Origin of the sequence: Lactobacillus acetotolerans DSM 20749 = JCM 3825 (assembly GCF_001436775.1) — a bacterium.
Lineage (GTDB): Bacteria > Bacillota > Bacilli > Lactobacillales > Lactobacillaceae > Lactobacillus > Lactobacillus acetotolerans.
This window is the reverse complement of record NZ_AYZC01000022.1, coordinates 18,874-27,103: the sequence shown is the minus strand read 5'-3', so window position 1 is coordinate 27,103 and position 8,230 is coordinate 18,874. Positions and strand designations below refer to the sequence as shown.

The 8,230-nt window shown below is 37.9% G+C and carries 8 protein-coding genes; all 8 read right to left on the bottom strand.

Annotation, left to right across the window (positions count from 1 at the left end; genetic code table 11):
* Window positions 1-72: 72 nt before the first annotated feature.
* Window positions 73-1,620, bottom strand: coding sequence for a lysine--tRNA ligase (gene lysS / locus FC77_RS04580; protein WP_056970322.1), 1,548 nt, complete (start codon window positions 1,618-1,620; stop codon window positions 73-75).
* Between the two features lie 15 nt (window positions 1,621-1,635).
* Window positions 1,636-2,661, bottom strand: coding sequence for a tRNA dihydrouridine synthase DusB (dusB, locus tag FC77_RS04575; RefSeq protein ID WP_056970321.1), 1,026 nt, complete (start codon window positions 2,659-2,661; stop codon window positions 1,636-1,638).
* A 78-nt stretch (window positions 2,662-2,739) separates the two neighbouring features.
* Window positions 2,740-3,630, bottom strand: coding sequence for an Hsp33 family molecular chaperone HslO (gene hslO, locus FC77_RS04570; protein ID WP_056970320.1), 891 nt, complete (start codon window positions 3,628-3,630; stop codon window positions 2,740-2,742).
* Window positions 3,631-3,682: 52 nt separating this feature from the next.
* Window positions 3,683-5,842, bottom strand: a complete 2,160-nt coding sequence (ftsH, locus tag FC77_RS04565; RefSeq protein ID WP_056970319.1) for an ATP-dependent zinc metalloprotease FtsH — start codon at window positions 5,840-5,842, stop codon at window positions 3,683-3,685.
* Between the two features lie 87 nt (window positions 5,843-5,929).
* Window positions 5,930-7,189 carry a tRNA lysidine(34) synthetase TilS gene (gene tilS / locus FC77_RS04560; protein ID WP_056970318.1) on the bottom strand — a complete coding sequence of 420 codons (1,260 nt, stop codon included), beginning with the start codon at window positions 7,187-7,189 and terminating at the stop codon, window positions 5,930-5,932.
* Window positions 7,176-7,547, bottom strand: a complete 372-nt coding sequence (locus FC77_RS04555) for a S1 RNA-binding domain-containing protein (RefSeq protein WP_082621120.1) — start codon at window positions 7,545-7,547, stop codon at window positions 7,176-7,178. The genes tilS and FC77_RS04555 overlap by 14 nt, the downstream gene beginning before the upstream one ends.
* On the bottom strand, window positions 7,547-7,918 hold the full coding sequence (locus FC77_RS04550) for an FtsB family cell division protein (RefSeq protein ID WP_056970316.1): 372 nt from the start codon (window positions 7,916-7,918) through the stop codon (window positions 7,547-7,549). The genes FC77_RS04555 and FC77_RS04550 overlap by 1 nt, the downstream gene beginning before the upstream one ends.
* A gap of 65 nt (window positions 7,919-7,983) precedes the next feature.
* A complete protein-coding gene (locus FC77_RS04545; RefSeq protein ID WP_056970315.1) occupies window positions 7,984-8,226 on the bottom strand; it encodes an RNA-binding S4 domain-containing protein in 243 nt (80 codons plus the stop codon).
* Window positions 8,227-8,230: the final 4 nt, after the last annotated feature.

Below are 8,230 nucleotides of genomic sequence, written 5' to 3'. Positions count from 1 at the left end.
CATATAAAAAGACCTCCTGGATTAGACTCTTCGTCTAGTTCAGGGGGTTAACTTCAGTTTTTAAAATTCGATTTAATTCTTTTTATTCTTCTTTTTTAAATCTTCTTTAACTTCTTCATCAACACCCTCAACTTTTTTAGGACGCATGGTTGGGAAAAGCAGAACATCACGAATAGCTGGTGCATCAGTTAAAAGCATAACCAAACGGTCAATTCCAATTCCTAAACCACCTGTAGGCGGCATACCATACTCCATTGCACGAAGATAATCTTCATCTATTAAGTCGGCTTCATCGTTACCAGCAGCACGTTCTTCCATTTGTGCTTCGAAACGAGCACGCTGATCATCTGGATCATTTAATTCTGAAAAGGCATTACCGTATTCTTCACCCATAATGTAAATTTCAAAACGATCAGTAAACCTCGGATCATCGGCATTCTTCTTTGCCAGTGGTGAAACTTCTACCGGATGACCATAAACAAACGTCGGGTCAACGATGGTATCTTGACAATACTTTTCAAAGAAAGCATTGATAATATGACCAACTTTCCAGAATTTTTCAACCTTAATATCATGATCTTCAGCAATCTTAGTAGCTTCTTCAAGTGACATTGGTTTCCAAAAATCAATCCCGGTCTTTTCTTTAATCAAATCAACCATGTGTACACGACGGAAAGGCTTACCTAAATCAATCTGAGTTCCTTGGTAAGTGATCTTACCATCGTCAGTAACGACTTTAGCTGCAGCACGAATGATGCCCTCAGCCTCATCCATAACATCATGGAAATCCCAGTAAGCTGCGTAACTCTCCAACTCAGTAAATTCTGGGTTGTGTTGGGTATCTAAGCCTTCGTTTCTAAATACACGGCCAATTTCATAAACCCGTTCCATATCACCAACAATTAAACGTTTTAGTGGTAATTCCAACGCAATTCTCATGTAAAGGTCAATATCTAAAGCATTGTGGTGGGTCTTAAATGGACGAGCTTCAGCACCACCAGGAATATTGTGCAGTACAGGAGTTTCAACTTCCAAGAAATGTCTATTATTCAAATAATCACGAATAGCTTGAATAATTTGTGTACGATGTACAAAACGCATGTAACTCTTACGGTTGGTGATTAAGTCAAGGTAACGTTGACGATAAATTTGTTCAACATCCTTTAAACCATGATATTTATCAGGTAATGGACGAAGGGCTTTAGCTAGGAATGTCACGTGGTGAGCACGAATAGTTAACTCCCCAGTATCAGTTTTCATGACCTCACCATCAATACCTAAGAAATCACCAATATCGGATTTCTTAAATATTTTATAGTTGTCATCACCAACTATGTCTTTACGTACGTAAATCTGAATCTTACCGGTACGATCATATAAGTCTGCAAAACCTACTTTGCCCTTACCACGTTTAGCAAGCATTCGACCGGCAATTTTGGTTTTAGGCATATCATTATTTAATTCTTCTTTATCATCTTTGCCATACTTCTTTTCCAAAGTACTAGCCAAATCTTGACGATCAAATTTTCGAGCACCATACGGTTCAATACCCTTATCACGCAGTTCTTCTAACTTCTGGCGACGAACTCTTAATTGGTCATTCATTTCATTCTTTGCCAATTTTTCTTTCCTCCATTACTTGTTCAATACAGTACATCTTGCTTTACGCTGAGCTTGACGTTTCTCATAATCATCAACAAAATTATCAAGTAAATCATAAACTTCTTGACGCGTCCAAACCTCATTTATTTTAGCACGAGTACGGGCTGAACGGGGAAGTCCTTTCAAATAGTATGCGGCTTGCTGACGAAATTCAGGAACTGCAACTTTTTCACCCTTTAACTTGACTAGCCCATTTAGTTGGTGTTTAGCAGTTGCTACCCGTTCACGTACAGTTTGTGGTTGCAACTTTTCACCAGTATCCAGGTAATGAACCATGTCTTTCAAAATCCACGGATTACCCAGTGCAGCTCGACCTACCATTACCGCTGTTGATCCAATTTCATTCAATGCTTTTTTAGCAAGCTCAGGCGTCTTAATATCACCATTAGCTACAAAAGGAATATCAAGTGCTTGGGCAACATCGTGCAATGTCTCCCAATCAGCATGACCTTGATACATTTGTTTACGGGTTCTGCCATGCATGGCAACCATACTGGCACCAGCCTCTTGAGCAGCCAAAGCGTTTTCTACGGCAAAAATATGTTTACGATCCCAGCCAATTCGCATTTTAACGGTAACTGGTTTCTGAACATTTTGCACAACTGCATGTACCATTTGGTAAATTTTATTTGCGTCAAGCAGCCACTTAGAACCAGAATCAGTTTTGGTAACTTTAGGTACAGGACAACCCATATTGATATCAATAATATCAGCAGCAGTGTGCTGATCAACATATTGCGCAGCTTGAAGCAGAGTCTCTTCCGTACCACCAAAAATTTGGATACTCATCGGGTGTTCCCGTGGATCAACCCGCATCATTGATAACGTTTTTTTATTACGATAAATAATCCCATGATCAGAGATCATCTCACAGACAACTAAACCTGCCCCGAATTCTTTACAAACCACCCGAAAAGCAGAATTCGATACTCCTGCCATCGGAGCGACCACAACTCGATTAGGAATGGTCACGTCACGAATTTTCCAACTATTATCCACCAAATCATCCTTTCAGATACTCTAATATAATAACAAAAAAGCCCATGAGGACAAAACTTAGAGCCATAAAAAAGGTGCTTAGTATTCCTTATCCGACTTCTTTTTAGCTAAAATATCCTTTAATTCGTCCTCTGTATAATGGTACTGATTGTTGCAGAAATTGCATGTAAGTTCTGCCCCATGATCTTGGTTAATCATGTTTTCAAGCTGATCAATTCTTAAAGTTTCTAAAATATCAGCGTATTTTTCTTTAGAACAATCACATTTAAAAGCAACATTGTCCTTTTCAAGGAGTTTGCAATCTGTACCCAAAATCTTACGAGCTAAATCTTCTGGCGTCATTCCATCTAAGAAGGAGGATGACAATGCTGGTAAAGCCTTAATTCTCTTAATTGTTTTATCAATTAAACCATCACTAGCACCCGGAAGAGCCTGTAACATAAAGCCACCAGCTTCGCCGATACTATTATTAGGATTAACAAAAATGGATAATCCAACCGCAGATGGAATTTGTTCGGATTTTGTTAAATAATAAGCAAAGTCTTCAGCAATTTCACCAGATACAATTGGGACTTCCCCTGTATATGGTTTCTTCAAGCCTAGGTCCTTGGTAACTTCAAGCATACCTTGACCCACACCTTTTTTAACATCAATATGCCCATTCTTCTTAGGTGGTAAAGCAATATGTGGATTCTTGACATAACCTTTTACAGTTAAATCAGACTTAGCTGTAGCAACAGTTGGACCTACAGGCCCATTACCCAAAAGACGAACTGTTAATTCTTCCTTATCCGTTAATTCAGCACCAGCAAGTAAAAGTGCACCGACTAGGGTTCTACCTAAAACCGCTGAAGAAGTCGACCAGATATCATGGCGTTTTTGGGCTTCTTGGACTACACCCTTAGCAGTAATTGTTAATAAACGTAAATTTTTTGTCTTATCAATAGACTTAACTAAATAATCACTCATTAATCGTTCCCCTAAAAAAATAGAGCCTTTAGCAGGCCCTATTTATTAATTTCTATTTATTGTCATCAGAAGGATGATCATCTGTTTTATCAGAATTAGAATCAGCATCTTTTGGCTTTTCAGGATTTTCTTTTTCTACGGATTCATTCTTTTCTGAAGGAGTTTCTAATTCATCTTTATCTTCTTCAGTTTGTTCCGCATTTTTATCCTTATTCTCAGCCTTAAGAACCTGTTTCTTTTCAGCAGCTGCCTTAGCTTCCTCATAAGTTGAAGCTTTGGATTCACTTGGATATTCTTCCGCGTTCTTTTCAGGCATCTTACCAGTCTTATATAAAGACATAATCTGCTTTTCATCCAAAGTTTCGTACTTAAGCAAGGCCTCAGCAATTATCCTATGCGTATCACGATTGTCTTCAACAATTTCAACCGCCTTAGAATGAGCCTCATCCAAAAGCTTTTTAACAGCTTCATCAATCTTAGCAGAAGTTGCCTCACTGTATGGCTTCATGTTATAAGGATTGGTTTCGCCTTCTTTTTCAAGTTCAACCATTCCCAAAGATTTAGTCATACCGTAATTTACAACCATGCTGTGAGCAATCTGGGTGGCCTGCTCAAAGTCATTTGAAGCACCAGTAGATTTATCACCTACTACTACTTCTTCACCTGCACGACCTCCCATTAGTCCAACAAGTTGTTCCATTAACTGCTTCTTAGTCAAAAGGAATTGATCATCCTTTGGCAGCATAATGTTATAACCTCCTGCACGACCGTGAGGAACAATGGTAACTTTACGTACCGTTCTCGAATCGCTCAAGACCAAACCACAAATTGAGTGACCAGCCTCATGGAAAGCAACACGTCGTCTTTCTTTCTTAGAAATAAGACTGTTTTTCTTTGCCGGTCCTGCAATGACACGGTCTTCCGCCTCATCAATATCTGCGGCAGTAATATGCGTTCCATTACGCCGAGCAGCAAGCAAAGCAGCCTCATTCAAAAGGTTAGCCAGGTCAGCACCAACAAAACCAGGTGTTTGACGGGCAACTTCCTTTAAATCTACATCTTCTGCCAATGGCATGTGTTTAGCATGAACTTTTAAGATAGCTTCACGACCACGAACATCTGGACGGCCAACCAAAACTTTTCGGTCAAATCGACCTGGACGAAGTAAAGCTGGGTCCAAAACATCAGAACGGTTAGTTGCGGCAATAACGATAACACCTTCATTGCCTTCAAATCCATCCATTTCAACCAATAATTGGTTTAATGTTTGTTCACGTTCATCGTTTCCGCCGCCCATGCCGCCGCCACGGCGACGACCAATAGCATCAATTTCATCAATGAAGATAATACTTGGTGCATTCTTCTTAGCATTGTTAAACAAGTCACGTACACGGCTAGCACCGACACCAACAAACATTTCAACAAAGTCTGAACCAGAAATTGAGTAAAACGGAACGTTGGCCTCACCGGCAACAGCCCGAGCAAGTAAAGTTTTACCAGTACCAGGAGGGCCTTCAAGCAAGACCCCTTTTGGAATCTTTGCACCTAATTTAGTATATTTAGCTGGATTCTTTAAAAATTCAACAACCTCAACTAATTCTTGCTTTTCTTCTTCTTCACCAGCAACATCAGAGAAACGGACCTTATTCTTAGACGGATCCTCTGGCTTAACATGTGAACGGCCAAAATTCATAATTCCGCCGTTACCGCCACGACCAGCACCAGACTGGCTCATCATCATCCATAACATGACGATAAATAGGATAGTTGGAACAAGCATTACGATTGTTGAAATCCAATTACCAGACTGTGATTCTCCCTGGTTAGTCATTCGGGTACTATTCTTTTGTGCTAGGTTTTGAACTTTCTTCACACTAGCATCATTTTGAAGCATAGTAGTTGAAAAGCTCGTTACCTTTTGACTACCGGAGCCACTATTAAAGAAGTCAAAACTATTCTTAGATTGACTCTTAGATTTTTGTGCTTTTTTATAACTCCCTGACACAGTGTAGACACCATTAGCAGGTTGAACACTAAAGTTCTTAACTTTGCCCTGGTTTAAATCCTTAACAAACTCTGAGTAGCTAATATTTTGACTACTGCTAGAGCTGTTAGATCCACCAAGTGCCCAATTGATTCCCCATAGGAGCAGAAGGAACACAACTATATAGAACAAGCCGTTTGAAAACAGCCGATTCCGGTTATTCTTCATAAAAAACCTCCGCAAAGTTTCTAAAGATATACGATTAAAAGTTTAACACAAATAATCACATTGCCCTAATATTTTAAAATATCTTATTTATTTTTTCAGAGCATATATATAATAATGCTTGTCAATGTTGGTATAAACCTGATTTTGATAAGTTTTTTCTACAAAGACAGGCGCATTATTTGCATAAATTGTTAAACAATATGGGCGCAAATTAATTGGAATCCCTGCTTGAGCAAATTCTTTCTTATTCTTTGCATGTTGCCCATTTTTTAGGGACAACTTAGCCCCCTTTTTTAATGGTCCAGCGTAGAAAGTTTTATCTGCAGATAAATAGAAATCACCAACTAATTCTAGGTCCTTCTTATTATTAGTTAAAACAAAAGCTCTGCCATTAAACGTAAAAGCTTTGTCTATTTTAATAGGAAAAGCTTTGTTTACTAGCTTTAAATTGTCCTTGATTAAGTAAAAACAATCTTGGTAATCAATTAAGTTAAAACTGGCTAAATTTTCGTTAACCCGGATATGCCATTTTTGCCAAATAAAGTTTTGCCAGTAATATAACTTCTCTTTTTTGCTTAAATCAGCTAATTCAGATTTATCTAACCTATACGCAACACCCAAAAATAATTTAGGGTGCTTAATTTCATAAAATTTCTTACCTACTAAATCAGTTAACAGGTTAATGTTCTCACTAAAACGTAAAGCATTCTCACCAATATTAGGATTTTCTTTTTTTAAGAGCGGTACGACATGATGGCGTAAACGATTACGCATCGTATCATCCTTAAAATTAGTTTCATCGTCAATAAAGGAGACATTATTTACCTGATCATACTTACGCAACTCAACCTTTTCATAACCAAGCAACGGTCGCAACAAGATTGTGCCTCGCATATTGCCTACAGCCTGTAAGCTGTTCATCTCGCTAGGATTACCGGAACGAATAAATTTAAGCAAAATATTTTCCAATAAATCATCACAATGATGTGCCGTGAGCAAGTAATCGCCATGCCTTTTCTTCGTTATTTCCGTCAAAAAAGCATAGCGATATTTTCGTGCTGCAGCTTCAATTCCAATTTGCGGCTGCAACTTTTTATTCCATTTTTTATTAACAAATGCAATATTATTTTGCGCACAATATTGTTTAATTAATTGCGTTTCTTGGTAACTATCAGCACGCAACTGATGATCAAAGTGCGCAGAAATTATCTGCAAATGATACTTTTTCTTTAAATTATTTAGCATATCTAAAAGGGCCATCGAATCTGGCCCCCCACTCGTTGCTACGACAAATACTTTGTCTTGCAACGATAAATTATGCTTTTTAAAAAAATTAATAAGCCGCATTCTTAGACAATTCTTTTCGCAACTGTTTAATTTCAGTTTGTGCATCCTCAGCAGTCTGGGTTAATACCTTGATAAAATCCGCTGGCCTAGTATGTGAAAACTGATTGCTAGGATCTACCAATTTCGGATCATTAACCCGCATTAATGAGAGGCTTAATCGCCCCTTATGATTATGCATAATCACCACATGGATCTCTTGACCTTTTTGATAAAGACGTCTTTCACGTTCCCAGTTATTACCAAAATCACTGTGGTGAATCAACCCTGAACGTCGCCCTGGCAGTGTCACAAAAATGCCTAAATCGACAATATTATTAATTACACCGTTAACACGTTGTCCAACTTGATACTTCATTATTAATTATCATTTTCTTCAGGTACGTTGTAAATTTTTTCATTGGGTTTGGAATAATAAAACTTGTAGCGAACAAGTTTAGCCACGTAATCTGGATCTTTTAAGTCGTCACGCTTAACTGACAAATCCTTATCTTGCTTCTTGACTTTAGTTAAAGATTCTTTAGAAGCTTGGACTTGATTATTAATTCTATTTGTCTGGGCAACTTTAACAGAAATTTGTATACCCAAAAAGACAATTAAAATTGAAAAAATTGCAATTATTCGATTACGCCGAACACGGTGAATCTCTTTTTCTCTTTTATCTTGTTTACGTTTTAAGCGTGCTTTTCGCTCTTCTGGACTAAGCGAATTATAGATACGTGGTCCTTTCATTCTTTATCCCCTACTTGTTAAATACAATACTAGCTTAATTATAACAAGACCACCTATAAATGTCATTAATCAATTAGTTCATATAATTCGCTGGCTTCAGATTTTTTGGTAGTTTCTCGAATATTACGTACCTTAGCCTTAATTTGACGTTTACCATAGCCTACCTCGATAACGTCGCCAACTTTTACATCATAACTTGATTTAACAACCCGGCCATTAACTTTAATTCGGCCTTGATCAGCCATTTCTTTGGCAATTGGCCTTCTCTTCACTAAACGTGACACTTTTAAAAATTTATCAATTCTCATTATT

Coding starts and splice junctions, on each gene's coding strand:
- tilS (WP_056970318.1), bottom strand. CDS start 7,189: ATGCGGCTTATTAATTTTTTTAAAAAGCATAATTTATCGTTGCAAGAC.
- FC77_RS04550 (WP_056970316.1), bottom strand. CDS start 7,918: ATGAAAGGACCACGTATCTATAATTCGCTTAGTCCAGAAGAGCGAAAA.
- hslO (WP_056970320.1), bottom strand. CDS start 3,630: ATGAGTGATTATTTAGTTAAGTCTATTGATAAGACAAAAAATTTACGT.
- FC77_RS04545 (WP_056970315.1), bottom strand. CDS start 8,226: ATGAGAATTGATAAATTTTTAAAAGTGTCACGTTTAGTGAAGAGAAGG.
- ftsH (WP_056970319.1), bottom strand. CDS start 5,842: ATGAAGAATAACCGGAATCGGCTGTTTTCAAACGGCTTGTTCTATATA.